This is a genomic window from Alkalilimnicola sp. S0819, assembly GCF_009295635.1.
Taxonomy (GTDB): Bacteria; Pseudomonadota; Gammaproteobacteria; order Nitrococcales; family WHIW01; genus S0819.
This window is the reverse complement of the sequence record NZ_WHIW01000001.1, coordinates 347,452-370,137: the sequence shown is the minus strand read 5'-3', so window position 1 is coordinate 370,137 and position 22,686 is coordinate 347,452. Positions and strand designations below refer to the sequence as shown.

The window sequence follows — 22,686 nt, the reverse complement described above, 5'->3', positions numbered from 1 at the left end:
GAGTTTGCAACCCGCCCCTTTCCGGCGAGAAGCGCAGGGGAGCCCGGCGTAGCCGGGCCAAATCGTGGGCCGCCCCAGGCCGCACCCACCCCGGAACCGGCACCCACCCCGGCACCCACCCCGGCACCAGCACCAGCACCACAAGCCTCGCCACAGGGCCCGCTCCCTAGGCCGCCGCTCTCCCGCCAAAGCGCGATGACTCAAAAAAAAGCCCGCCGAAAACGGCGGGCTCCGGCCTCGCAGGCCTGTCCACAAGCCCTGTGGCAGATCAGGCTTTCTTGAGCCCGCTGAGCATGACTTCCGGCAAACGCTCCTGGAAGCCTTCGACCAGCGCAACACGCTCGCCGCCCAGGTCCAGCAGCTCATCGCGCAGATGCAACAGGGCCGCGGAGAAGCGCTCTTCAAAGCGCGGAATCAGCTTCGTCACGCCGCTGCTGGCGGCAGAGACGGCCAGCAGCGCGGGCTGCACGAACGTCTCGGTATAGGTGTCATCGCATCGCACCGACTCGGGCTTGAGCGCCGTGAGCTTGTCGGTGTGTTCCATCAACTGGGGGGAGATCGCGTCCACGACCTTTTGCACGGCTGCACCGCCCGCCGCTTCCTTGAGCTTTCCAAACATAGTCGTTCCTTGTTTATTGTTCGGGCTTGCGAACGACTTGATTGTTGCCTCACCTGACCAGATCGTCAAGTTCCCAGCAGCTCCCGCAGCGCCGCCTCGTCCAGCATGGCGACCCCCAGCTTCTCCGCCTTGTCCGCCTTGGAGCCGGGCGACTCCCCGACCACCACATAGTCGGTCTTCTTCGAGACACTGCCGGTGACCTTGCCACCCGCGGCTTCAATCGCCGCCTTGGCCTCGCCCCGGCTCATGCCCGCCAGGGTGCCGGTGAGCACGAAGGTCTGCCCGGCCAGGGGCTGCTCGTCGGGGGAGGGTCGCTCCACCACCGGCCAGTGCACCCCGGCACGGATCAGGCCGTCGATGACCTGGCGGTTATGGGGCTGGTCGAGGAAATGCCGGATGCTCTGAGCCACGACCGGACCCACATCGGGGACTTCCACCAAGGCGGCCTCGTCGGCCTCCAGCAGCGGCGGCAAGTCACCGAAGTGGGCGGCCAGGGCCTGGGCGGTCACTTCCCCCACCTGATTGATGCCCAGCGCATAGAGAAAACGCGCAAGGGTGGTGGCCTTGGAGTGCTCGATGGCGTCCAGCAGCTTCTGGGCGGATTTCTCGCCCATGCGCTCCAGACCCAGCAGATTGGATTTGTGCTGCCGGTACAGATCCACCGCCGTGTGCACCCGCTCGCTGGCCACCAACTGTTCGATGAGCTTGTCACCCAGCCCGTCGATGTCCATGGCCCGGCGGGAGGCAAAGTGTTTCAACGCCCCGGTACGCTGGGCGGGGCAATACAGCCCGCCGATACAGCGATGGGCCGCCTCGCCCTCAAGGCGGATCACTTCGGAATCGCACACCGGGCAGCGCTCGGGCATCTGCCATTCCGCGGCGCCTTCGGCGCGCTTGTCCGCGACCACGCTGACAATTTCGGGAATGACGTCGCCCGCCCGGCGAATGATCACGGTATCCCCGGCGCGCACGTCCTTGCGCCGCACCTCGTCCAGGTTGTGCAAGGTGGCGCGACTGACGGTCACGCCGCCCACCTGTACCGGCTCCAGCTCCGCCACCGGGGTGAGCACCCCGGTGCGCCCCACCGAGGCCCAGATCTCGCGCACCGGGGTGGTGGCCTCCCGGGCGGGTAGTTTGTGGGCGGCGGCCCAGCGCGGGGCGCGGGCGGTGAAGCCCAGCTCCTCCCGGGCGGCCAGATCGTCCACCTTGTAGACCACCCCGTCGATCTCGAAGGGCAAGGCGTCACGACGCGCCAGCAGGCGCTGGTAATAGGCCTCGCAGCCGGCCGCACCGCGCACCCGTTCCACTTCGCGATTCACCATGAAGCCCCAGTCCTCCAGCCGGGCCAGCACTTCGTGGTGGCTGGGAGCAATGGGCGCGGAGCTCTCGCCGGTGCCGAAGGTGAAGAAACTGAGGGGGCGCCGGGCGGTGAGCCGCGGATCCAGCTGGCGCAGGCTGCCGGCGGCGGCATTGCGCGGGTTGGCGAAGAGCTTTTCATCACGGGCCGCGCGCTGGGCGTTGAGGCGCTCGAAATCGGCGGTGCGGATCACCACCTCGCCGCGCACTTCCAGGCGCGCCGGCCAGCCCGCGCCGTGCAGTTTCAGCGGGATGCTGCGGATGGTGCGGCAATTGAGGGTAATGTCCTCCCCCACCCGGCCGTCACCCCGGGTACCGGCCTGCACCAGCAGGCCGTCCTCGTAGCGCAGGCTCACCGAGAGACCGTCCAGCTTGGGCTCGGCGATGTAGTCCACCGCCTGCACGGCCAGGCGCTCGCGAATGCGCCGGTCGAAATCCTCCAGCTCCTGCTCGGAGAAGAGGTTGTCCAGGCTGAGCATGGGCACGCCGTGGCGGACTTCGCCGAAGGCGGCCAGCGGCTCGGCGCCCACCCGCTGGGTGGGGGAGTCGGGGGTGCGCAGCGTTGGGTGCCGGGCTTCCAGCGCCTGCAGTTCGCGCAGTAGCGCGTCGTACTCGGCATCGCTGATCTGCGGATCGTCGAGGACGTAATAGCGGTGGTTGTGATAGTGCAGGCTCTCGCGCAGCTGCGCGGCCCGGGCGGTGGCATCGTCGATGGTCGTGTTCATGGTGCCTGGGTGGGGTTTCCGGGCGGGCTCAGCGGGATTTACGGGCGGCCAGATGCGCCAGCCGGCGGTATTCCCGCAGATCCTCGCGCATGTGTTCGATGGCCTGGCGGCTCAGATCGCAGCGCCGCGCGTCCAGCAGATAGCCGCCCAGCTCCTCGGCGACACCGCGGGCGGCCTCCAGCATCTGCTCGAAGGCGGTAAGCCCGTCGAAGGGACCGGGCAGCTGCATGAAGAAGGCCGCGCCCGGCGTGTAGAGCTCTTCCAGGCTGTCCGGGCTGAAGGTGCCCGGCTCCACCATGTTCGCCGCCGAGAACAGCGCCATGGGGCCGTCGCGGGTGTCCAGCACCCGATGATAGATCTCGTGCTCGCCAAAGCGCAGGCCGGCCCGCTCCAGGGCCTCGGTGAGAGCACGGCCGTGGAAGAGCGCATCCTCGCCGGCGCTGACATTGATCACCACGATCTTCTCGCCCGGCCCCTGCACTTCGGGCGCCGGCTCTTCCCGTGCGGGGCGCTTGAGGCGCTCGCGCAGGCCTTCACGCAGCTTGGCCAGTTGCTGGGCCGGCGCGGCGGAGGCGGCGCGGTCGGGTCGCTCCTCGGGCGCCTCGGGGGGGAGCTCGATATCGGGCTCGGGGGCATGTTCAGCCTCGGGGGCGAATTCACGCGGCGCGGGCTCACGGGCCGGCGGCATTGGCTCGGGTGCCGGCGTGTCGCCCAGGCGCGGCTCGGGGCCGCCGTTCTCCTCGACGATCAGGGAATCGAGCTCGTCCAGCGCGGCGTCGAAGTCGGGCTCGCGCTCGCGGCCCGAGCGGGCGCGCCGCCGACCCTGGCCGCCGCCCCGGCGGCGGCGCTCCTGCTGCCAGCCATAGAGAAATACGGCGGCCACCAGCAGCAGCCCGATGATCAGCAGTATCCAGCGCAAACTATCCATTTCTCATCCCTGCCTGCTTCATTGCCCAACGGCGGCCAGTTCCACGGCCTCGGACACGTCCACTTCCACCAGTCGCGACACCCCGGGCTCTTGCATGGTCACACCGGCCAGGTGCTCGCTGATCTCCATGGTGGTCTTGTTGTGGGTAATGAAGATGAATTGTACCCGGTCGGACATTTCCCGGAGCATCTCACAGAAACGCCCGACGTTGGCCTCGTCCAGCGGCGCATCCACCTCGTCGAGCATACAGAAGGGCGCCGGGTTCAGCTCGAAGATGGCGAACACCAGCGCCACCGCGGTGAGCGCCTTCTCGCCGCCGGAGAGCAGGTGGATGTTGCTGATGCGCTTGCCGGGGGGGCGCGCCATTACCGCCACGCCGGTCTCGAGAAGATCCTCGCCGGTGAGCTCCAGGTATCCCTGCCCGCCGCCGAACAGCCGCGGGAAGATCCGCTGCACGCCCTCGTTGACCTTCTCGTAGGTTTCCTTGAAGCGCTGGCGGGTCTCGCGGTCGATCTTGCGGATGGCCGACTCCAGGGTCTCCAGGGCCTGGGTGAGGTCCTCGTGCTGGGCGTCCAGATACGCTTTCCGCTCATCGAGTTGCTGATATTCCTCGATGGCCGCCAGGTTGATGGAACCGAGCCGGGCAATGCGCCCTTCCAGTCGCTGCAGCTCTTCCTGCCACTGGCCGGCCTCGGCGTCCTCGGGCAGTAGCTCCAACAGCGCCGGCAGGCTGTAATCCATTTCCTGCAACTGCTCGTACTGGGTGTCGCGGCGAACCTTGAGCTCCTGCTGGCGCAGGCGCAGCCCTTCGAGCTCCTCGCGCAGTTTCTGCGCGGCCTGATCGGCGGCCAGGCGGTTCTGCTCCAGCTCCCGCAGGCGGTGCTCGGTCTCACCCAGCCGCGCCCGGGCCTCGTTCAGCTCCCGCTCCACGTCCACGCGCTGATCCAGCAGCCGGTCCCGCTCGCCGCCCGGATCCCGCTCCGGCTCGCTCAGGGCGGCCAAGGCCTCACGAAGCTCGTCGCGCCGGGCGTGCAGCCGGTCGCGCTGAGCGTTCAGCCGGGCGAGGGTTTCCTGCAGGGAATGACGGGCGGTGGTGGCGCTTTCAAGCTTCAGGGAAAGCTCGTGGCGGCGGTCGCGGTAGCCGTGGAGCTGCTCGCGCAGATTGTCCAGTTCGTCCTGCAGCAGGTCCTTTTCTTCCTGCAGTCGCTCACGCTGCTCGTCCAGGTCTTCGCTGCGCTCCAGGGCCTGCTGCAGGCGGGCTCGAGCGACGCCAAGAGCCTCTCGGGCCTGCTCCTGCTGCTCCAGCAGTTCCTCGGCGTCGGCCAGCAGCTGCTCGCGCCGCTCCCGGGCCTCGTCCAGGCGTTGCTCGCGGCTCTCCAGCTGGCTTTGCGCGCCGGCATGGCGCCGGTGCAGCCCCTGCAGCATGTCCTGCACTTCCTCGCGCCGTTCCTCGGCCTCCAACAGAGCGTGGCCCAGCTCCTCCAGCCTTTCGGTGTCCTCGGCGATGCGCATTTCCAACGCGGCGAGCTGCCGGTCCAGGCGCTCGATCTCGCGACCGCGCTCCAGCACCCCGCCGCCGGCCTGCTCGCCAGCGTGGATGCGCAGCCAGCTGCGGCCCAGCCACAGGCCGTCGCGGGTGATCACCGATTCCCCCGGGGACAGGCGGGCGCGCAGTGCCTCGGCGGCGGCCAGATCCTCCGCGGCATGAATGCCGGCGAACAGATCACTGAGGGGGAAATCGGCACTTAGCTTGTCGACGAGCGGCGCCCCGGCACGCAGACCGCCCTCGCTCGCGGCCTGCGGATCGAAGAGCATGAGATGGCCCTGGGCCAGGCTTTCCAGGTCCATGCCGGCGGGGTCCATGCCCTCCAGGCAAACCGCCTGCAGGGCTTCGCCCAGGACCATTTCCACGGCGGCCTCCCAGCCCGGCTCCACCTGCAGCCGCTCGGCCAGCCGGGGCTTTTCGGCCAAGCCGTGCTCTTGCAGAAAGCGGCTCAGGGGGCCGTCGTCCTGGCCCAGCGCCGCCTGTTGCAAGGTTTCCAGCGAGGTGCGCCGGGCCTGCAGGCTCTGACGCTCGCCGCGGCAATCTTCCAGTTCGGTGCCCAGCGCTTCGTGCTGCTCGCGCAGCTCGGCCAACCGCTCCTGTCCCTCGGCCAGCTGCTCCTCGCCCTGAGCCATTTCCTCGGCCAGCCCCGCCTCTTCGTCGGCAAGCTCGCGGATCTGCGCTTCCAGCTCGTCCAGGCGCATGCCCTGGCGTTCCTCATCCACCCGGTCGCGGCGGCGGGCCAGTTCTTCTTCGCGCTGTTCCAGCTGCTCGATGCGGGTGCGCTCCACCTGGGCGGTGCGCAGGTGCTCGGCGCTGTCGGCGTTGAAACGCTCCCAGCGGGCGCGCCATTCCTCCAACGCTTCCTGGGCCTGTTCGGCCCGCTCGCCGGTCTCGGCCTCCAGTTCGCGCAACTCCTCCAGCTCCGGCTGCAGCTCTTCGAGCCGCGCCTCCAGCACGGTGAGCTTCTCGCGATCCTGCTCCCGGCTGCGTTCCAGCTCCTGCACCGCCTGCTCGGCCACGTCCAGTTCCCGGGCCTGCTTCTCGCGCAGTTCCTTCTGGTGGGCCATTTGTTGTTCCAGCCGGGCGATCTCGCTGCCCACGGCGTAGTAGCGGCCCTGGATCTCGTGTACCGAGTCCCCCAGTTCGGCGTGCACGGCGCGGGCCTCCTCGGCCTCGCGCTCGGCGCCACGCACCCGGCTGATCTCGGCCTCCAGCGCGGTCTCGCGCTCGCGCAGGCGGCCCAGCACGGCCGCAGCCTCGGTGTCCAGGGCACGCAGTTTCAGCGCCAGCAGCTCGGCCTGTTTCTGCCGCTGCTCGGCGCGCAGAGTCTTGTAGCGTTCGGCGATCTCGGCCTGGCGCTTGAGCTTCTCCAGCTGTCGGCCCACTTCGTCGCGCAGATCGTTGAGGCGCTCCAGATTCTCATGGGTGCCGCGCATGCGTCGCTCGGTTTCACGGCGCCGCTCCTTGTAGAGCGAGATCCCGGCGGCCTCCTCCAGGTACACCCGCAGCTCCTCGGGCTTGGCCTCGATGACCCGCGAGATCATGCCCTGCTCGATGATGGCGTAGCTGCGCGGCCCCAGGCCGGTGCCCAGGAACACATCGGTGATGTCGCGCTTACGGCAGCGGGTGCCGTTGAGGTAGTAGTGGGACTGGGATTCGCGGTTGACCTGGCGCTTGACCGAGATCTCGTTGTAGCTGGCGTACTGCCCGCCCAGGCCGCTTTCGGTGTTGTCGAACACCAGCTCGATGGAGGCCTGCCCCACGGGCTTGCGGGAGGCGGAGCCGTTGAAGATGACGTCGGTCATGGACTCGCCGCGCAGGTACTTGGCGGAGCTCTCGCCCATCACCCAGCGCACCGCGTCGATCACATTGGACTTGCCACAGCCGTTCGGCCCGACGATGCCCACCAGCTGGCTGGGGAACACCACCGTGGTGGGATCCACGAAGGATTTGAAACCGGCGAGTTTGATCTTCTTCAGCCGCATCTGGCCTTCATGCTCGTGGTTTTATTCCCGTCCGGCGTGCCTGGGGCGTGACGCGGCGGTACAATGCGCCGCCATTATCCCGACACCCATCATCATTGGAAAGCCATGAGCACGCAACCGAACACAGATCTGGAAACTTTCGACAACCCCAGCCCCGAGCGGGACTACACCATCCGCATCCGGGTGCCCGAGTTCACCTGTCTTTGCCCGAAGACCGGCCAGCCGGACTTCGCCACCTTTTTCATCGACTATATCCCCGAGCAGCGCTGCGTGGAGCTGAAGGCGCTCAAGCTGTACTTCTGGAGCTTCCGCGACCGGGGCGCCTTCCACGAAGCGGTGACCAACGAAATCCTGGCCGATCTGGTGGCCGCCACCGAGCCGCGCTTCATGCGCGTGACCGCCGAGTTCAACGTGCGCGGCGGGGTGTACACCACCGTGGTGGCCGAGCACCGCCAACCGGGCTGGACGCCGCCTGCCCCGGTGCAGCTGCCCTGAGCGCCCCATGAAGGATCTATTGCTCGGCGCCAGCTACATCCCTCGGGCCTTCGGCCAGTTGCTGCGCCCGGGCACCCGGCGCTACGTGCTGCTGCCCATCCTGGTGAACGTGCTGGTTTTCATCGGGCTGTTCTGGCTCGCCGCCGATCAGTTCGCCGCCCTGCTCGCCGCCTGGCTGCCGGACCCGTCCGCCTACAGCGGCGAGGGGGCCTGGAACGGTTTCATGCGCGGGCTGCTGAGCATCCTCGCCTGGCTGTTCTGGCCGATATTCGTGCTCGCCGCGGGCATCTTGATGTTCTACAGCTTCACCGTGGTGGCGAACCTGCTCGGCTCGCCCTTCAACGGCATGCTGGCCGCGCGCCTGGAACGGGAGCTGAGCGGCGGACGCCAGCCGCCGGAACTGCCCGGCCAAGGCATCGCGCTGGAAGCCGCCGTGTCGGTGGCCACGGAACTGCGCAAGCTCGCCTATTTCGCGCTGCTCGCCCTGCCCCTGCTGGCGCTCTCGGCGGTGCTGTTCTTCGTGCCGGTGGTGAACCTGCTGATTCCCTTCCTCTGGGCGGCCTACGGCGGCTGGGTCATGGCGCTGGAGTATATGGACTACCCCATGGCCAACCACGGGTACCGCTTCGCCGAGGAGCGCGCTCTGCTGCGCCGACGCCGCGGCCTGGCCTTCGGCTTCGGGCTGGGGCTGCTGGCCATGACCCTGGTGCCGGTACTGAACCTGCTGGCCATGCCCACCGGGGTGATCGCCGCTACCTGGCTATGGCATGAGCGGCTGCGCGCTCAGAGCGCCGGCTGAGTATCGATGAAGGCGTCGACCAGCTCGGCGCCCTCCTCGTCCAGCTCCACAAAACGCACCCCAATCCCGAAGGCGGTCATGGATATTCGGGATGGGCCGTGGATGATCTCGCTGCGCGTATGCACCCGACGCAAGCGCCCCTGGGTGGGCAGATTGAAGCTCAGCTCCACCTGCTCGCCGCGGCTCAGGGGCGTTTCCACCTCCACGTAGGCACCGCCCCCGGAGAGGTTGCGGGCCATGACGGAGTGCTTCACGCCGCTGGGCAGAACCAGGGTGCAGAGCAGGTCCACGGCGACGCGTTTATCAAAGCGGCGGTCCGCTGTTTCCATGTTTTGGGCCTTTGGCTGCATTCGTTATTATCCGGATCGGCGTAATGGAAAAAGGGGCTCCCCATCTTACCCGCGATCCTCCCCCAGAAACTGTGAGATCCCTCTCACCCCGGCTTCAAGCTGCGCCAAACCCGTGGTGTAAGCGAAACGCAGATGCCGGGAGGCCTGATGATCACCGAAATCACAGCCCGGTGTCACGGCCACCCCCGCTTGCTCCAACAACCGCGCGGCGAAATCGCGACTGTCCCGGGTGTGCTCGGAGGCATCGGCGTACAAATAGAAGGCGCCACCGGGCAGCACCGGAATGTGGAAGCCCAGGGCCCGCAGCGCCGGCGCCAGATAATCCCGCCGCTCACGGAAGGCCTGGCGGCGCTGCTCGAACACCGCCCGGGCCTCCTCGGTGAAACAGGCCAGCGCCGCGTGCTGGGCCGGCGCGGAGGCGGCGATGAAGACGTTCTGGGCCAGCTTCTCCGTCGCCCGCTCCCAGCCTTCCGGCACCAGCAACCACCCCAGCCGCCAGCCGGTCATGCCGAAGTACTTGGAGAAGCTGTTGACCACCAGGGTGGGCGTATCCAGTGCCGCCGCGCTGGCGAGGGGCGCATCGGTGTAGCTCAGGCCGTGGTATATCTCGTCGACCAGCAGAATACCGCCGCGCCGCGCGCAACCGTCCGCCAGTGCGGCCAGCGCCGGCCCGCTCAGCACCGTGCCGGTGGGGTTGCCCGGCGAGCCCACCATCGCGGCGACCGTGCGCGCATCCCAGTGCTCATCCAGGCACTCCGGACTCAGCTGATAGGCCGTGTCCGCCCCCACCGGCACGCTGCACGGCTCGCCGTTGAGCAGCCGCACGAAATGGCGGTTGCAAGGGTAGCCCGGGTCCGGCAGCAGCACCTGCTGCCCGGGGTTCACCAACAAGGCCAGCGCCAGCAACAGCGCCCCGGACGCCCCCGGGGTAACGAAGATCCGTGCCGGGTCCACCGTCACGCCGTGCTCGCGCCGATAATGCCCGGCGATGGCCTCGCGCAGGGCGGGCAGGCCGCCCGCGTCGGTGTACCGGGTCTGCCCGGCCCGCAGCGCGGCCATCCCTGCCTGCAGGATGGGCTCGGCGGTAACGAAGTCCGGCTCCCCCACCTCCATGTGCACGATATCCCGCCCCTGGGCCTCCAGGGCCCGGGCGCGGCCCAGCAATTCCATGACCTGGAAAGGGTGGATGTGTTGCAGGCGCTCGGCCAGGGCGGGGAGGGAGTGCATCTCGGTCACGGGGATATCCTGCCTGAAGGAGGGCCGGGCCGGCCATGACGGCCGCCGGCGATTTCGGCCGCCCATGATAAATCACTACAATGCGCCCATGCAGAAATCACACCCCATTGGCCGCTTCGCCCCCTCGCCCACCGGCCCGCTGCACTTCGGCTCCCTGCTCGCCGCCGTGGGCAGCTGGCTGCAGGCCCGCAGCCGGGACGGGCAGTGGCTGCTGCGCATCGAGGATCTGGATCCGCCACGGGTGATGGTCGGCGCGGACAGCGCCATCCTGCGCAGCCTCGAAGCCTTCGGGCTGTATTGGGATGGGGCCGTGGTCTATCAGAGCGCCCGCCAGGAAGCCTACCAGGCGGCGCTGGAGCAATTGATCGACGCCGGCGCGGCCTATGGTTGCCTCTGCACCCGCAAGCAGATCCAGGCCCGCGGCCGCCCCGGCCCCGCCGGCGTGATCTACCCGGGCACCTGCCGCGCCGGTCTGTCGCCCGGGAAGTCGGCGCGCAGCTGGCGGGTGGACAGCCGTGGCGCGCGCATCGCCTTCGAGGATGCCATCCAGGGCCCTCAGCAGGCGGACCTGGAAGCCGAAATCGGCGATTTCGCCATCCGTCGCGCCGATGGCTTATTCGCCTACCACCTGGCCCTGGTGGTGGATGACGCTGCCTCGGGGGTCACCGAAGTGGTGCGCGGCCAGGACCTGCTGGCCTGTACGCCGCCGCAGATCCACCTGCAGCATCTGCTGGGCCTGCCCAGCCCTGAATACGCCCACCTGCCGCTGGCCATGAACCGCCACGGCACCAAGCTCAGCAAGCAGACCTTCGCCAAGGCGTTGGACGATGCCGACCCCGGTCCGCAATTGGCCCAGGCGCTGGGCTTCCTCGGGCACCCGCCACCGGCCGGGCTGCACGGCGCGCCGGTGGCGGAGCTGCTGGACTGGGCACGGAATACCTGGTCTCTGGAGCGCATTCCTCGGCTTGCCGGGATGCTGAGCCCAACGGGCGAATAAAAGGTTTCTGGCGCCCCGGGGAGAGAGCCATCGATTCCCACGGCCCCCGCGACAGCTCGGCACCCCTCGGCCGCGCCCCACGACGATAAAGCGCCAGAAGGCCCTGGGCACAGCCCGAACGAACTCATCCGCGGAAGCGGCCACCTGCCGCGGCAACAGATCCACCATTCGCGGGGCCAGCCACACTCGGCGCCTGGCTCAGCTCAACAGCCAGACCCCCAGCGCGGCGCACAGCACCGCCCCCAGCAGACCGAGACAGGACAGACGCAGGCGACGCGCCGGTCGCCCGCGCGTCGACCCCCGGCCCTGGGCAAGGCGCATCTCATTCAGGCTTTGCACCAACACGCTGGTGCTGGCCACCGCCAACATCAGCGATACGGCCAGGATACAGAAGCTGATGAAACCCGCGCCATCGGTATACATTGGCAGCCTCCCCCGTCCTTACCGGGAACCCCCAGGGTCCACGTACCAACAGTATAGCCCTTTGCCAAGGTTCTCGCGGATGGGCGGGAACCGCGTTTCCTCGACTGCCCAGGCGAAGCGTCCTGGCGGACAAGGCCACCGAACCTAACGCCGAAACGGCGCGCCTGGGCCTGCGCCGCTCTATCCGGCATTGGGGGCCGCCGCCGCGAGAGCGCAAAGCGTCGGGCCTTTGCTAGCATTGGAATTGATGCATTCGGACGAAATCACACAAAGCGACAAGCACATCCGATCCAGGAGGAGGATCCATGTCCAACGGCAAGATTTACCCGGTTCCCGCCAGTGCCGCGGAGCGGGCCCTGATCAAGGCAGCCGATTACGAAACCCTGTACCGGCGCTCGCTGGACGAGCCCGAGAGTTTCTGGGCGGAGCAGGCGGAGAGGTTCCTCGACTGGTTCAAGCCCTGGGAGCGGGTGCAGAATTCGGACCTGGCCAAGGGGGAGATCCGCTGGTTCGAGGGGGGCAAGCTGAATGTCGCCTGGAACTGCCTGGATCGGCACCTGGAGCAGCGGGGCGATCGGACCGCCATCATCTGGGAGGGCGATGAGCCGGATCAGGGCAAGCACATCAGTTATCGCGAGCTGCACCTGCAGGTTTGCCGCTTCGCCAACGCCTTGAAGAGCCGGGGCGTGAAGAAAGGCGACCGGGTCAGTATCTACATGCCCATGATCCCCGAGGCCGCCGTGGCAATGCTCGCCTGCGCGCGCATCGGCGCCGTGCACTCGGTGGTGTTCGGCGGTTTCTCGCCGGAGGCGCTGAAGGACCGGATTCAGGATTCGGACTGCCGGGTGCTGGTCACCGCCGACGAGAGCGTGCGCGGCGGCAAGCACACACCGCTCAAGGCCAACGCCGACAAGGCCCTGGCGGAATGCCCCGCGGTGCACAGCTGCTTCGTGGTCAAACACAGCGGCGGCGACATCCACTGGCAGGATGACCGTGACATCTGGTGGCACGAGGCCCTGAGCGCCGCCGACACCGACTGCCCGGCCGAGGAAATGGACGCCGAAGACCCGCTCTTCATCCTCTACACCTCCGGCTCCACCGGCAAGCCCAAGGGCGTGCTGCACACCACCGGCGGCTATTTGCTACAGGCCGCCATGACCCACAAGTACGTCTTCGACTACCAGGATGAGGAGGTCTACTGGTGCACCGCCGATGTGGGCTGGGTCACCGGCCACTCCTACATCGTCTACGGGCCGCTCGCCAACGGGGCCACCACCCTGGTCTTCGAAGGCGTGCCCACCTACCCGGACGCCTCCCGCTTCTGGCAAGTGGTGGACAAGCACAAGGTGAGTATCTTCTACACCGCGCCCACCGCCATCCGGGCGCTGATGGGCCGGGGCGATGACTTCGTTACCCGCAGCTCACGCGCCAGCCTGCGCCTGCTGGGCACCGTGGGCGAGCCCATCAACCCGGAGGCCTGGGAGTGGTACTACCGGGTGGTGGGCGAGGAACGCTGCCCCATCGTCGATACCTGGTGGCAGACCGAGACCGGCGCGATCATGATCAGCCCCCTGCCCGGCGCCATCGCCGCCAAGCCCGGCTCGGCTACCAAGCCCTTTTTCGGCGTGGAGCCGCAACTAGTGGACAACGCGGGCAATCTGGTGGAAGGCGCCGGCGAGGGCAATCTGGTCATTGCCCGCGCCTGGCCGAGCATGATGCGCACCGTGTACGGCGACCACGAGCGCTTCATGAACACCTACCTCACCGCCTATCCGGGCAAGTACTTCACCGGCGACGGCGCACGGCGGGACGAGGACGGCTACCTCTGGATCACCGGCCGGGTGGACGATGTGCTCAACGTTTCCGGGCACCGTATGGGCACCGCCGAGGTGGAAAGCGCGCTGGTGCTGCACCCGAAGGTGGCCGAAGCCGCGGTGGTCGGCTATCCCCACGACATCAAGGGTCAAGGCATCTATGCCTATGTCACCTTGGTGGACGGCGCCGAACCCGGGGAGGAGCTGAAGAAAGAGCTGATCGGCTTGATCATCGAGGAGATCGGCGCCATCGCCAAACCGGACGTGATCCAGTGGGCCCCGGGGCTGCCCAAGACCCGCTCGGGCAAGATCATGCGCCGCATTCTGCGCAAGGTCGCCTGCAACGAGGTGGACGCCCTGGGCGATACCTCCACCCTGGCCGACCCCACCGTGGTGGACGACCTGCTGGAGCACCGGGCCAACAGGTAGCCACGATGTCGCCGGGGCGGAATCGAGGCTAGCGATACCTCCAAGCCCCGGCCTTCAAGCCTCGAAACAGAGCATCACCAGGGGCTCATCGCCCTCGCGAGCCCGCAGCACGCACGGCTCGCCCGCCGTCACCAGGCCGAGGCCCGCGGGCCCCAGCGCGGCTTTCTCGTCGCCATCCGGGCCGGTCAGCAGCCCCTCGCCGGAGAGCACCAGCAGCCAGCGGTCGCGATCGGTTCCAGAGGAGAATCGGTGCTCCTGCCCAGGCTCCAGCACCAGGCTGAGCGCCCGGCTCAGCCCGGTATCGGCCAGCAGCTGTTCGCCGGCGAGCAGTTCGTTGACGTTCAACAGCTTCATGGCCTCGCTTCCCTGGACTGAAACTGGAACAACAGCAGGGGGCCCTTGCCGCTCGCTCGCAGCTCGTTGAACTCGCCCCGCTCGATGAGCAGCAGGGTGCCGCCGCGCAGGGCCAGCTCCCGCCCATTGACCGTGGCGACCCCTCGCCCGGAAAGCACCAACAGCCACTGGTCCGTGGGCGCTGGCTCGGGCTCGCAGAACTGCCCCGGGTGCAGTACCAGGGTCAGCCCCTCGCTGCGCTCGGTGCGGGCCAGCTCCTCCAGCCCGTCACCTATGCGCTCCAGATCAAATTGCCGCATGCCGCTCCTACCGTGTAGTTCAGGCGAATCCGCGGAGGCGGGAACAGCCCCGTCGCGTCGTCGCGTCGTCGCGTCGTCGCGGCGCTCACGATACTCCGCCGGGCTCGCCAGGTGAAGCCGCCAGACAGGCACGCACCTGCTCATCACTGGTCTGCCGGAAATCCTGATACCAGGCGCCAACGGCAAGAAACGGCTCGGGGGACGCCAGACACAGCACCCCGTCGGCCTCCGCCTCCAGCCGCCGCAGCGCCTCCTGCGCCGCCACGGGCAAGGCCAGCCATACCCGCGCCGCCCGTGCCCCACGCAGCGCTCGGGCCGCCACCGCCATGCTCGCGCCGGTGGCCGCCCCGTCATCCACCAGCAAGACCGGGCGCCCGGCGGGCTGCGCGGGCACACGCGAGCCGCGATACAGGCGCTCCCGCCGCGCCAGTTCCCGCTGCTGCGCGCGGCGCAACGACGCAAGTGCCGCCTCGTCCACACCCAGCAAGCCCATGAGTTCGGTGTTGAGCACCTCGAATCCGCCACTGGCAATCGCGCCCATCGCCAATTCCTCCTGGCCCGGAGCTCCCAGCTTGCGCACCAGCATCACCTCCAGCGGTACGTTCAGCGCGCGGGCGATTTCAGCGGCCACCGGCACACCGCCCCGGGCCAAGCCGTACACGAGCAGGTCGGGTCTGACCCAACCCCGCTCCCGCACCGCGCGGATCAATGCCCGACCGGCGGCGTCGCGGTTCTCGTAAGGAAGCCCCATGGCATCTCTCCCGTGCAAGCACGCCGCGATGGTGAAACAATCACATACCCGTACCCTGGTAACGAGCTCCGGCGTGCACGATTCCGACTTCCAGCCACCCCCATGGCTGCGCAACCCCCATTTGCAGACCCTCTGGCCGGCCCTGCTGCGCCGCCGGCCTCGGCTGCGCTGGCAGCCCGAGACCCTTGAACTGCCGGACGGCGACTGTCTGCAGCTGCTCTGGGGGCCGCAGCCCGCCCGCCCAAGGGTCCTGCTGCTGCACGGCCTGGGTGGAAACTGCCACTCACAGTACATCGCTGGCCTGGCCCAGCGGCTGGATCTGCAGGGCTTCTGCCCGGTGGTCATGCATAACCGGGGCGTGGGCATGGCGAATCGGCACGATCGCTTCTACCATGCCGGCGCCGCGGAGGACCTGGACGCCGCGGCCAGACGGTTGCTCCTGGGGCAGCATCGGCTGTCGGTGGTAGGGTTCTCGCTGGGGGGCAGCATCCTGCTGAACTGGCTCGCCGCGCAGGGCGCCGGGGCGCCGCTGGAGGCCGCCGTGGCGGTCTCGGTGCCCTACGATCTCGGAGCCTGCGCCGATGCCCTGGAACGGGGCTTTGCCCGAATCTACCAGGCAGACCTGCTGCGTAGCCTCAAACGGTTGGTAAGACGGAAGTTCGCCGGACGCACGGATGCCCCGGTGGATCTGGCGCAGCTGTCACGGCTGCGCAGCCTGCGGGAATTCGATGAGCAACTGACCGCCCCGCTGCACGGCTTCGAAAACGCTGCGGATTATTACGAACGCTGCAGCACCCGGGACAAGCTGCGGCCCATACGCTGCCCCACCCTGCTGCTGCAGGCGCTGGATGACCCTTTCGTGCCCCGGCGGACGCTGCCGGACCCCCGGGACCTACCCGAGACGGTGCGCCTGGAATCCAGCCCGCATGGCGGCCACGTAGGCTTTGTCGGCCATCGGCCCGGTGATCGACGCTACTGGCTGGATGAACGCATAGCCCGTTTCCTGCGCGCCCCAGAGCTGGAGGCGGCTCAGGCCAATTCCGGGCCGGCGGTGCGCAGCAATGCCTGAAACCGCGGACGATCATCCACCAGCACTACCTCGATTCGAAAGCCCGCCCCGTGGTTTGTTGAGTAACTGGACGGCTGGCACCAGACGCAACGAGCACTGAGCCTCACCTCACCACCCTCTGCCTGGAGCACCAGGTCATAGCGGCGGTTGGCCTCCAGCGGCTCATCGCTCACCAACATAAACCCCTCCGCGGAGAGATTGGACAACTGCCCCAAGGCACGGCCGCGCAAATCCCGCACCGGCAGGGTATAGCCCAGGCGGTAGCGCGGCTGGGCACGCTGCTCGGCGCTGCCCGCGGGGACGCTTTCGTAGTCGCTCATCGACACTCCTCGTTCATTCCTCTCGGAATGAAAAAAGGCCCCGCAGCAGGCTGCGGGGCCATCAGTCAGCTAATCAGAAAGGGCCGGCCTCAGGGGCAGGCGCCCACGCTCCAGTCGGTACCGTTGGTGCTGTGCAGCGTGTTGTAGCCCCAGGTGGACCCGCTCATCGCCTGGTCAGTGCCATTGGCGAAGTAGCTCGGGCTCCAGCTGCTACCAGTGCTGTACGCGCGACCACCGGTCTTGTGGTAGTAGTTGTACGCGCTCACCTGCTCGCAATCGTTCGGTTGCGGCTCGGGCTCCGGCTCCGGCTCGGGTTCCGGGTCACCGCCACCACCGCTGGTGGAGCAGGCCTGGACCGGGCCGTTGCAGGACGGGGCGCCGTCGGCAACCCATTCGCACTGTCCACCGCCGGCGGAGGTCTCACGCATGGTGAAGGGATCCGCGCCGAACTCCAGGTAGCAAGCGGAGTAGCCGTCGCCCCAGGTGATGTGACCTTCGGCGATGTGGTAGTTGTAATCACCCGTCTTGCCGGCATCCACCTCGAAGCTCACCGAATCGGTGTTGCTCAGGTTGGTGCTGTCGGTGGCGGTGACCGTGGCGGTGTTGGTACCACCCGGCAGATCACACTTCTCGGCACTGAAGCTGGTGCCGTCCACGGTGGCGCCCACGGTGCCGTTGGCGAATTCCACACTGACGGAGCTCAGGTTCTGGTTCACGTCAACCACGGAGCCGCTGACAGTGGCGCACTGGCCGTTAGTGGATGCGCTGATGTTGCTCAGCGTCGGCGCCTCGTCAGCCGGCGGCGGTCCGACACGAACGGTCACGGAAGCGGTTTCGCCCGCCTTGTCCTCGTTGTCGGTGGCCACGGCCTCAACCTCGTACAGACCGTCCAGCAGGCTGGCGCTGGTGATGGCGAACTGGTTGGAGGCGTTGACGCTGGTGGTCAGGCTGGCAACCTCTTCCGGGTTGGTGGTGTCGATCTTGGTGATCGAAATGGCCACCTCGGAGACGGAACCTTCCGCATCCACCGCGGTGCCGCTGATATCCAGCGCGTTGTTCACCGGGGTAGCCGCCAGATTGGAGATCTCCGGCCCCTGGTTGCGGTCCACACGCGCGTTGTACTGCGCGAAATGCTCACCCAGGTAGCTGGCGAAGTTGATGCTCTTGCCGGCCACGTAACTGCCGGACGCCCCCTGGCCGCCGGACCAGGAGTGGTCCAGACCGTTCAGCCACAACATGGCCACCCGGCCGTCTTCCCACAGGTGCTCCTCGGCGGTGTTGCCGCCGGCGCCGACGGTCTTGGTGCCGGAGAGCTTGGACACACCGTAAACGGTGGCGAAACCCTTGGCGTTCTGCTCGTTGTAGCAGCTATTCACCGTGGAATCGGAAGTTCCATGCCCGACCACCGCGAGCTGCGTGTCCAGGTGGCTACGGTAGGAACCCGCGTAGCTCTCGCAACGGGACTTGAACTGGGAGGTAGACACCGACTCACAGGTGCTGATCGCGCCGCCGGAGCTGGTGCCGATGGTCGGGCCCGCGCTGGGGGCCACGCCGGCGAACACGTCCGGGGCCACACAGCCGGCCTGGGCCGCGAAGGCCGCACCGGAGGACAGGCCGGCGATGTACACCTGGTTCGGGTCGATGCCCCGGGCCGGGTCACCGGTCATGGTGTTGGCGAGATTGATCAGGTTCTTGTAGTCGCCGGAGGTGCGCGACTTGGCGCCTTCCCAGTAGGACCAGCAGCTGAAGCCCGCCTTGTGCATGGCATCCGGCACGGCGATGACCATGCCATGCTCCTCCGCCGCGTCTTCCAGATTGGCGGTCAAGAAGGCATCGATGGGCTGAGTGCAGCCGTGCAGGACCACCAACAGGGCCTTCTCGCCCAGCGCGGATTGAGTGTCAGGGGAGTAGATATGGACCTTGTTGAAGCCGCCGATGGAGACATTCTTTTGCCAGGAACCGGCGAAGGCGGCGGGAGCCGCCAGGCCCATAAGGAGCGTACACGCTATCGCACGCCCCACGGTACGCAACCGCGAGTGCTTTACTGCCATGCTGATTGTCCTCCTCAGAACAATGTTTTCTTTGTTGGCCGACGGGTGATTCTTGTTTCACCTCTTGTTCTACACAACACACCGATGTGTGCCCGTCTGCTGTGCGACCATCGCTCTTGATCGGCGATTGTTGGTCATAACCAATACTGACACATCATTCAGTGCTTGCAAGCAGCATAGTGAAACTGTGAACTGATCGCTAGTACGGATTAGTTATAAGCCGCACCGGCCATCCGCCCAAAAGAAAAGGCCCCGCAGGGCCTTCTCTCTGGTGACAGTGCTTGGAGCCGGCTTCAGCCCTGCTCGTTGACTGCCTTCATGCTCAGGCGAATGCGACCCTGGCGGTCTACTTCCAGGACCTTCACCTTGACCGTCTGTCCTTCCTTGAGCTCGTCGCTCACATTCTCCACTCGCTCGTCGGAGATCTGTGAGATGTGCACCAGACCGTCCCGGCCGGGCAGGATGTTGACGAAGGCACCGAAGTCCATGAGCTTGTTCACCCGACCTTCGTAGATCGCGCCTACTTCCACATCGGCGGTCAGCAGCTCGATTCGGCGACGGGCCTCATCGGCGGCGGCCTTGTCCACCGAAGCGATGGTCACCGTACCGTCATCCTGGATGTCGATGCTGGTGCCAGTCTCTTCGGTCAGGGCGCGGATGGTGGCACCGCCCTTGCCGATGACGTCACGGATCTTTTCCGGGTCGATGCGGATGGTGACCATGCGCGGCGCGTACTCGGACATTTCCGTGCGCGGCGCACTGATCGCCTTGTTCATCTCATCCAGGATATAGAGCCGACCTTCCTTCGCCTGATGCAGCGCGGCTTCCATGATCTCGCGGGTGATGCCCTCGATCTTGATGTCCATCTGCAGGGCACTGACGCCCTCGGCGCTACCGGCCACCTTGAAGTCCATGTCACCCAGGTGATCCTCGTCACCCAGAATGTCGGACAGCACGGCGAAGCGGTCACCCTCCAGAATCAGGCCCATGGCGATGCCGGCCACCGGCGCCTTGATGGGCACACCGGCGTCCATCAGGGACAGGGAGGTGCCGCAGACGCTGGCCATGGAGCTGGAGCCGTTGGATTCGGTGATCTCGGAGACCACGCGGATCACGTAGGGGCATTCTTCGGGGCTGGGCATCACGGCCTGCACACCGCGCTTGGCCAGCTTGCCGTGACCAATTTCGCGACGCTTGGGGCCGCCCATGAAGCCGGCTTCACCCACCGAGTACGGGGGGAAGTTGTAATGCAGCATGAAGGGCTCTTTACGCTCGCCCTCGATGGCATCGATGATCTGCGCGTCGCGACCGGTGCCCAGGGTGGTGACCACGATGGCCTGGGTCTCGCCGCGGGTGAAGATCGCCGAACCGTGGGTGCGCGGCAGTGCGCTCACCTGGCAGCTGATGCCGCGCACGGTGCGCGTGTCGCGGCCATCGATGCGGCGCTCGCCGGCCAGAATCCGGCCCCGCACGATCTTCTGCTCGATGCTCTTGAAGACCTTGCTCACATCCGCGGCGGCCGCGCTGTCCTCGGCCTCGGTGACCAGTTCGGCCACGGCCTTGTCCTTGATCTCGTTGACGCGCTGCTGGCGGGCCTGCTTTTCGCTGATGCTGTAGGCCTCGTTGAGGTCCTTCTCCACCAGCTCGGCGACCCGAGCCTTGACGCTCTCGTCGATCTGCGGCGCCTGCCAGTCCCAACGGGGCTTGCCGGCTTCCGCCACCAGCTCCTTGATGGCCTGGATGGCGGCCTGCATCTGCTCGTGGCCGTACATGACCGCGCCGAGCATCACCTCTTCGGAGAGCAGGTTGGCTTCGGATTCCACCATCAGCACGGCCTGCTCGGTGCCGGCGACCACCAGGTCCAGATCGGACTCGGACAGCTGGCTGAAGGTCGGGTTCAACAGGTACTGACCGTTCTTGTAACCGACGCGGGCGGCGCCGATCGGACCGTTGAAGGGAATGCCGGACACGGCCAGAGCCGCGGAGGTGCCGATCAGAGCCGGAATATCCGGGTCCACGTCCGGGTTCATGGACATCACCGTGGCGATGACCTGAACCTCGTTCATGAAGCCTTCGGGGAACAGGGGACGGATCGGTCGATCGATCAGGCGCGACGTCAAGGTTTCCTTCTCGCTGGGACGGCCTTCACGCTTGAAGAAGCCGCCCGGGATCTTGCCCGCGGCGTAGGTCCGCTCCTGATAGTTGACGGTCAGGGGGAAGAACGGGCGACCCTCGTCAGCGTCCGGTTTGCCCACCACCGTCACCAGGACTACGGTATCGGACATATTGACGAGGACAGCGCCGGTGGCCTGTCGGGCGATGGCGCCGGTTTCCAGGGAAACCGTATGTTCGCCGTATTGGAAAGTCTTGCGGATAGAATTCACGTGCTATTCAACCGATCCAGTAGAGAGTTTACTTGCGCAGGCCCAGGCGAGCGATGACCGTCTGGTAACGCCCCAGGTCCTTGCGCTTGAGGTAATCCAGCAGCTTGCGGCGCTGGCTGACCAGGCGCAGCAGACCCTTGCGGGAATGGTGATCCTGCTTGTTGTCGGCGAAGTGGCCGGTCAGGTGCTCGATGCGCGCGGTCAGCAGCGCAACCTGCACTTCGGGGGAGCCGGTGTCGGCATCGCCACGCTTGTACTCGTTGACGATTTCAGCCTTCTTTTCAGCATTCAGAGCCATGCGCTTCAAACTCCTGATCTGGCGATGGGCAGTATTACAGTATTGGAAAGAGCGCATATTGTAGCCGCGCCCCTTCGGGGTAACAAGGGAGATGATTCGCTCAAATCCCTGTAAGACTTTGACTGAACAAGCACAACGGCGCTGCCCGGCTCACGCCTGGGCGAGCAGTCGCTTCGGCGCTACCCGGCCGTCGCTGAGCATATGCCCCATGCCGAGAAAGCGCTCCCCCTCGGCGAACAGGCGCACCCAGCCACCCGCTGGCGCCTGGGGCACCCAGACCGGCTGCCCCTGCAGCAGATAATGGGCCACTTCGTTGCTCAGGCGCACTTCCGGCCACTGTACCAGGGCCTGTTCCATGGGGATCAGCAGCGCATCAAGCGCCTCTTCGCCCTGCTCGGCGGCGGCCTCCACCTGGGCCAGGCTGACCATGGCGGGGCGGGCGAACGGCCCCAGCGCCGTGCGACGCAGCGCCTCCACGTGGGCGCCACAGCCAAGCGCCTCACCGAGGTCTTCGACCAGGCTGCGCACGTAGGTCCCCTTCGAGCAATGCACCTCCAGCTCAAAGTGCTCACGCTCCACGCCCAGCAGGCGAAGCTCATGAATGGTCACATCCCGGGGGGCACGCTCCACTTCCTTGCCCTCGCGGGCAAGCTTGTAAAGCCGCTGCCCCTGATGCTTGAGCGCGGAATACATGGGCGGCACCTGCTGGATGGCACCGCGAAAGTCAGCCAGTTCCGCCTCGATACGCTCGGCGGTGAGATCCCCCACCTCGCGGGTACGCAGAATCTCACCCTCGGCATCCGCCGTATTGGTGGTCATACCGGCACGGGCACGGACCACATAGCGCTTGTCGGCATCCAGCAGGAAGCCGGACACCTTGGTGGCATCACCGAAACACAGGGGCAGCAGGCCGGTGGCCAGGGGATCCAGGCTGCCGGTGTGACCGGCCTTGCGCGCCTGATAGAGCCACTTGACCCGCTGCAGAACCTTGTTGGAACTGAGCCCCGCCGGCTTGTCCAATAGCAGTATGCCGGTCACCGACCGGCGCTTCTTGCTCGCCATGGGGTATCAGTCCTGTTCGCTGTCGTCGGCGGGCGGCGTGTCTGTCACCGCATGGTCGATCAGCGCGGATAGATGCGCGCCCCTCTCGAAAGCCGGGTCGTAGAAGAACTTCAGCGCCGGCACGTTGCGCAGCCGCAGACCGCGCCCCAGTTCCCGACGCAGAAAGCCGGCGGCGCGGTTAAGCCCCTCCACCGCTTCCCGGGAGCGCTCCGCGTCCGCCCCCAGCTGGGTCACGTAGACCTTGGCATGGGCGAAATCCCGGGCTACTTCCACCTCGGAAACCGTGATGGAGCCGACGCGCGGGTCACGGACCTGATCACGGATCAGGCCCGCCAGCTCACGCTGGATCTGATCCGCCACACGACGGGTACGGGGATAATCCCTGGGCATAGACGC

At 67.0% G+C, this 22,686-nt stretch carries 21 protein-coding genes; 5 read left to right on the top strand and 16 right to left on the bottom strand.

Annotated features, from left to right (window positions below; translation table 11 throughout):
* Nucleotides 1-268 precede the first annotated feature (268 nt).
* The 4 genes from GBG68_RS01830 to smc all read right to left on the bottom strand — a co-directional run bounded on the left by GBG68_RS01830 (nt 269) and on the right by smc (nt 7,159).
* On the bottom strand, nt 269-619 hold the full coding sequence (locus GBG68_RS01830) for a hypothetical protein (RefSeq protein ID WP_152144479.1): 351 nt from the start codon (nt 617-619) through the stop codon (nt 269-271).
* A 65-nt stretch (nt 620-684) separates the two neighbouring features.
* Entirely contained in the window at nt 685-2,700 is a 2,016-nt protein-coding gene (gene ligA / locus GBG68_RS01825; RefSeq protein WP_152144477.1) for an NAD-dependent DNA ligase LigA, read from the bottom strand.
* Nucleotides 2,701-2,728: 28 nt separating this feature from the next.
* A complete protein-coding gene (gene zipA / locus GBG68_RS01820; RefSeq protein WP_152144475.1) occupies nt 2,729-3,628 on the bottom strand; it encodes a cell division protein ZipA in 900 nt (299 codons plus the stop codon).
* 18 nt (nt 3,629-3,646) lie between these two features.
* A complete protein-coding gene (smc, locus tag GBG68_RS01815; RefSeq protein ID WP_152144473.1) occupies nt 3,647-7,159 on the bottom strand; it encodes a chromosome segregation protein SMC in 3,513 nt (1,170 codons plus the stop codon).
* 105 nt (nt 7,160-7,264) lie between these two features.
* Between smc and queF the strand changes: the two genes are divergently transcribed.
* The gene (gene queF, locus GBG68_RS01810) at nt 7,265-7,654 is read left to right on the top strand and encodes a preQ(1) synthase (protein WP_226801517.1); all 390 of its coding nucleotides are present in this window, start codon (nt 7,265-7,267) and stop codon (nt 7,652-7,654) included.
* Nucleotides 7,655-7,661: 7 nt separating this feature from the next.
* Nucleotides 7,662-8,453 carry a sulfate transporter CysZ gene (cysZ, locus tag GBG68_RS01805; protein WP_152144468.1) on the top strand — a complete coding sequence of 264 codons (792 nt, stop codon included), beginning with the start codon at nt 7,662-7,664 and terminating at the stop codon, nt 8,451-8,453.
* Here cysZ and GBG68_RS01800 read toward each other — a convergent pair.
* Nucleotides 8,438-8,782: a PilZ domain-containing protein gene (locus GBG68_RS01800; RefSeq protein ID WP_193222172.1), complete on the bottom strand. Its 345-nt coding sequence runs from the start codon at nt 8,780-8,782 to the stop codon at nt 8,438-8,440. The genes cysZ and GBG68_RS01800 overlap by 16 nt on opposite strands.
* Nucleotides 8,783-8,848: 66 nt before the next feature.
* Entirely contained in the window at nt 8,849-10,030 is a 1,182-nt protein-coding gene (locus tag GBG68_RS01795; RefSeq protein WP_152144520.1) for a pyridoxal phosphate-dependent aminotransferase, read from the bottom strand.
* A 73-nt stretch (nt 10,031-10,103) separates the two neighbouring features.
* Between GBG68_RS01795 and gluQRS the strand changes: the two genes are divergently transcribed.
* The gene (gene gluQRS, locus GBG68_RS01790) at nt 10,104-11,036 is read left to right on the top strand and encodes a tRNA glutamyl-Q(34) synthetase GluQRS (RefSeq protein WP_226801515.1); all 933 of its coding nucleotides are present in this window, start codon (nt 10,104-10,106) and stop codon (nt 11,034-11,036) included.
* A 198-nt stretch (nt 11,037-11,234) separates the two neighbouring features.
* Here gluQRS and GBG68_RS01785 read toward each other — a convergent pair whose 3' ends face one another.
* Nucleotides 11,235-11,459: a hypothetical protein gene (locus GBG68_RS01785; RefSeq protein WP_152144464.1), complete on the bottom strand. Its 225-nt coding sequence runs from the start codon at nt 11,457-11,459 to the stop codon at nt 11,235-11,237.
* Nucleotides 11,460-11,764: 305 nt separating this feature from the next.
* Between GBG68_RS01785 and acs the strand changes: the two genes are divergently transcribed.
* Nucleotides 11,765-13,702 carry an acetate--CoA ligase gene (gene acs, locus GBG68_RS01780; RefSeq protein ID WP_152144462.1) on the top strand — a complete coding sequence of 646 codons (1,938 nt, stop codon included), beginning with the start codon at nt 11,765-11,767 and terminating at the stop codon, nt 13,700-13,702.
* Nucleotides 13,703-13,756: 54 nt separating this feature from the next.
* Here the strand turns inward: acs and GBG68_RS01775 are convergent, their stop codons facing one another.
* The 3 genes from GBG68_RS01775 to GBG68_RS01765 all read right to left on the bottom strand — a co-directional run bounded on the left by GBG68_RS01775 (nt 13,757) and on the right by GBG68_RS01765 (nt 15,106).
* Entirely contained in the window at nt 13,757-14,056 is a 300-nt protein-coding gene (locus GBG68_RS01775) for a hypothetical protein (RefSeq protein ID WP_152144460.1), read from the bottom strand.
* On the bottom strand, nt 14,053-14,355 hold the full coding sequence (locus GBG68_RS01770; protein WP_193222171.1) for a cupin domain-containing protein: 303 nt from the start codon (nt 14,353-14,355) through the stop codon (nt 14,053-14,055). Before GBG68_RS01770 ends, GBG68_RS01775 begins: the two co-directional genes overlap by 4 nt.
* Nucleotides 14,356-14,440: 85 nt before the next feature.
* The gene (locus tag GBG68_RS01765) at nt 14,441-15,106 is read right to left on the bottom strand and encodes a phosphoribosyltransferase (protein ID WP_152144456.1); all 666 of its coding nucleotides are present in this window, start codon (nt 15,104-15,106) and stop codon (nt 14,441-14,443) included.
* Between GBG68_RS01765 and GBG68_RS01760 the strand changes: the two genes are divergently transcribed.
* Complete coding sequence (locus tag GBG68_RS01760; RefSeq protein ID WP_226801512.1) at nt 15,105-16,175, top strand: hydrolase; 1,071 nt, start codon at nt 15,105-15,107, stop codon at nt 16,173-16,175. The two genes, GBG68_RS01765 and GBG68_RS01760, sit on opposite strands and share 2 nt — an antisense overlap.
* On the opposite strand, the gene GBG68_RS01755 is transcribed toward GBG68_RS01760, so the two are convergent.
* From GBG68_RS01755 to rbfA, 6 genes are all read right to left on the bottom strand, one after another.
* Nucleotides 16,136-16,495 carry a PilZ domain-containing protein gene (locus GBG68_RS01755; protein ID WP_152144454.1) on the bottom strand — a complete coding sequence of 120 codons (360 nt, stop codon included), beginning with the start codon at nt 16,493-16,495 and terminating at the stop codon, nt 16,136-16,138. The two genes, GBG68_RS01760 and GBG68_RS01755, sit on opposite strands and share 40 nt — an antisense overlap.
* Nucleotides 16,496-16,584: 89 nt before the next feature.
* Complete coding sequence (locus GBG68_RS01750; RefSeq protein ID WP_152144452.1) at nt 16,585-18,546, bottom strand: PHB depolymerase family esterase; 1,962 nt, start codon at nt 18,544-18,546, stop codon at nt 16,585-16,587.
* A 293-nt stretch (nt 18,547-18,839) separates the two neighbouring features.
* A complete protein-coding gene (pnp, locus tag GBG68_RS01745) occupies nt 18,840-20,930 on the bottom strand; it encodes a polyribonucleotide nucleotidyltransferase (protein WP_152144450.1) in 2,091 nt (696 codons plus the stop codon).
* A 28-nt stretch (nt 20,931-20,958) separates the two neighbouring features.
* A complete protein-coding gene (gene rpsO, locus GBG68_RS01740; RefSeq protein ID WP_152144448.1) occupies nt 20,959-21,228 on the bottom strand; it encodes a 30S ribosomal protein S15 in 270 nt (89 codons plus the stop codon).
* Nucleotides 21,229-21,378: 150 nt separating this feature from the next.
* Nucleotides 21,379-22,290 carry a tRNA pseudouridine(55) synthase TruB gene (gene truB, locus GBG68_RS01735; RefSeq protein ID WP_152144446.1) on the bottom strand — a complete coding sequence of 304 codons (912 nt, stop codon included), beginning with the start codon at nt 22,288-22,290 and terminating at the stop codon, nt 21,379-21,381.
* A gap of 6 nt (nt 22,291-22,296) precedes the next feature.
* Nucleotides 22,297-22,680 carry a 30S ribosome-binding factor RbfA gene (rbfA, locus tag GBG68_RS01730; RefSeq protein ID WP_152144444.1) on the bottom strand — a complete coding sequence of 128 codons (384 nt, stop codon included), beginning with the start codon at nt 22,678-22,680 and terminating at the stop codon, nt 22,297-22,299.
* Between the last annotated feature and the right edge of the window lie 6 nt (nt 22,681-22,686).

Excerpts from the sequence above, each read along its gene's own strand:
- GBG68_RS01830 (WP_152144479.1), bottom strand. The coding sequence starts at position 619 with ATGTTTGGAAAGCTCAAGGAAGCGGCGGGCGGTGCAGCCGTGCAAAAG.
- ligA (WP_152144477.1), bottom strand. The coding sequence starts at position 2,700 with ATGAACACGACCATCGACGATGCCACCGCCCGGGCCGCGCAGCTGCGC.
- zipA (WP_152144475.1), bottom strand. The coding sequence starts at position 3,628 with ATGGATAGTTTGCGCTGGATACTGCTGATCATCGGGCTGCTGCTGGTG.
- smc (WP_152144473.1), bottom strand. The coding sequence starts at position 7,159 with ATGCGGCTGAAGAAGATCAAACTCGCCGGTTTCAAATCCTTCGTGGAT.
- queF (WP_226801517.1), top strand. The coding sequence starts at position 7,265 with ATGAGCACGCAACCGAACACAGATCTGGAAACTTTCGACAACCCCAGC.
- cysZ (WP_152144468.1), top strand. The coding sequence starts at position 7,662 with ATGAAGGATCTATTGCTCGGCGCCAGCTACATCCCTCGGGCCTTCGGC.
- GBG68_RS01800 (WP_193222172.1), bottom strand. The coding sequence starts at position 8,782 with ATGGAAACAGCGGACCGCCGCTTTGATAAACGCGTCGCCGTGGACCTG.
- GBG68_RS01795 (WP_152144520.1), bottom strand. The coding sequence starts at position 10,030 with ATGCACTCCCTCCCCGCCCTGGCCGAGCGCCTGCAACACATCCACCCT.
- gluQRS (WP_226801515.1), top strand. The coding sequence starts at position 10,104 with ATGATAAATCACTACAATGCGCCCATGCAGAAATCACACCCCATTGGC.
- GBG68_RS01785 (WP_152144464.1), bottom strand. The coding sequence starts at position 11,459 with ATGTATACCGATGGCGCGGGTTTCATCAGCTTCTGTATCCTGGCCGTA.
- acs (WP_152144462.1), top strand. The coding sequence starts at position 11,765 with ATGTCCAACGGCAAGATTTACCCGGTTCCCGCCAGTGCCGCGGAGCGG.
- GBG68_RS01775 (WP_152144460.1), bottom strand. The coding sequence starts at position 14,056 with ATGAAGCTGTTGAACGTCAACGAACTGCTCGCCGGCGAACAGCTGCTG.
- GBG68_RS01770 (WP_193222171.1), bottom strand. The coding sequence starts at position 14,355 with ATGCGGCAATTTGATCTGGAGCGCATAGGTGACGGGCTGGAGGAGCTG.
- GBG68_RS01760 (WP_226801512.1), top strand. The coding sequence starts at position 15,105 with ATGGCATCTCTCCCGTGCAAGCACGCCGCGATGGTGAAACAATCACAT.
- GBG68_RS01765 (WP_152144456.1), bottom strand. The coding sequence starts at position 15,106 with ATGGGGCTTCCTTACGAGAACCGCGACGCCGCCGGTCGGGCATTGATC.
- GBG68_RS01755 (WP_152144454.1), bottom strand. The coding sequence starts at position 16,495 with ATGAGCGACTACGAAAGCGTCCCCGCGGGCAGCGCCGAGCAGCGTGCC.
- GBG68_RS01750 (WP_152144452.1), bottom strand. The coding sequence starts at position 18,546 with ATGGCAGTAAAGCACTCGCGGTTGCGTACCGTGGGGCGTGCGATAGCG.
- rpsO (WP_152144448.1), bottom strand. The coding sequence starts at position 21,228 with ATGGCTCTGAATGCTGAAAAGAAGGCTGAAATCGTCAACGAGTACAAG.
- truB (WP_152144446.1), bottom strand. The coding sequence starts at position 22,290 with ATGGCGAGCAAGAAGCGCCGGTCGGTGACCGGCATACTGCTATTGGAC.
- rbfA (WP_152144444.1), bottom strand. The coding sequence starts at position 22,680 with ATGCCCAGGGATTATCCCCGTACCCGTCGTGTGGCGGATCAGATCCAG.